The 1,171-nt window shown below is 37.0% G+C and carries 2 protein-coding genes; both read right to left on the reverse strand.

Annotated elements, in window-relative coordinates:
- Positions 1-873 (reverse strand): hypothetical protein (locus ADH54_RS09745; protein ID WP_049524958.1); only part of this gene is annotated, 873 nt, incomplete at its 3' end.
- The gene (locus ADH54_RS09750) at positions 866-1,105 is read right to left on the reverse strand and encodes a hypothetical protein (RefSeq protein ID WP_049524959.1); all 240 of its coding nucleotides are present in this window, start codon (positions 1,103-1,105) and stop codon (positions 866-868) included. The genes ADH54_RS09750 and ADH54_RS09745, both read right to left, overlap by 8 nt.
- Positions 1,106-1,171: the final 66 nt, after the last annotated feature.

The raw sequence follows: 1,171 nt of genomic DNA on the forward strand, positions 1-1,171 counted from the left end.
ATAAAGATCCTTCAGTTGACTAGCTTGTTTCTCTTTGGCAAGAATCTGTTGTCGCAACTCATTGATTTTATTTTGACACTCAATAATTTCCTCGTTTGCTTCCTTGATAAACTCTTCGTTAGAGTGAATTTTATGTTTAATAGACTGCTTATAAGTGATGGTCTGAGCCTCAAAGCTATCAATAATCTCTGAAGGTAAATTTACTGTCATCTCATGAGAAAGAGAGAAGGAAGGCTCAACATTGCCCTTATCTTCTTGTTTAACAGGAAGAGATCGATTTTCTTCCTGGCTTGAGTTTTCAACACTAGAAACTACTTCTTGTGTAGGTTCTACTCGTTCTTCCTGTACCTCCTCTATTTCATCCAGTCTACTGAAGTGTTCTGTAGTCCACTCATCGGATGAAAATGCATCTTTATCTCCCAAAGGTTCCTCCTCTCCAATATCATTCTGAGGCTTTTTAGCCACCAGTTCAGCAATTCTTTGACGAGCCATATTCGCCTCTTTCTTTACCGTTAGATCTTCTAGTTCAGGATCTGGTTCTGATTGGAATTCGGATCGAGGCTGGGGTTCTGGTATGTCTTGTGTGGCCTTCTTTTCTTTATGTTTTGTTAAAAAATGAAGAAAACCTCTTTTTTTCTTACCAACACTCGTACCAAAATTTTCCAGTAACTGATCAATGATTCCAACAAAAGGTATTTCAAGTCTTTCTTCTTGTAGGATTTCACCTTCAGCATTGAGAGAATAAAGTCGATAGATTCCGGTTATTCTATTACTCTTCATTCTCTCGTTGATGATTTCTAGCCTTGATAACAACTCATCTCGGTGCTCAAATGTTTCCTCTTGCTTGGTCAGTTGATTAATAATTTTATACATGATTCACTCCTTGGTTACTTGTTTGTGCTGGAAGGATTAGTTCCTTCATTTCCTGATAGGATAAGCCACTTTCTTCTGATAGAGCAACAAAAAGCTGTGCTTCAAAATCTTTTTCTTGATTTATGTAATTCTTGATTTTTTTATCTACTTCTTCTTTTTGTCGTTGCGCTTTTTCCTTATCTTTCCTAACTTTCTCAAGCTTACCTTCAAGTTGTTCTATTTTTTTATTCATTCCATTCTCCTTATTGGTTACTACTAGTTGCGGTTGTTGGTTCAGAAGATGTCGGTGTTGCCGTTG

It is taken from the genome of Streptococcus pseudopneumoniae, from assembly GCF_001072315.1.
Classification (GTDB): domain Bacteria; phylum Bacillota; class Bacilli; order Lactobacillales; family Streptococcaceae; genus Streptococcus; species Streptococcus pseudopneumoniae_R.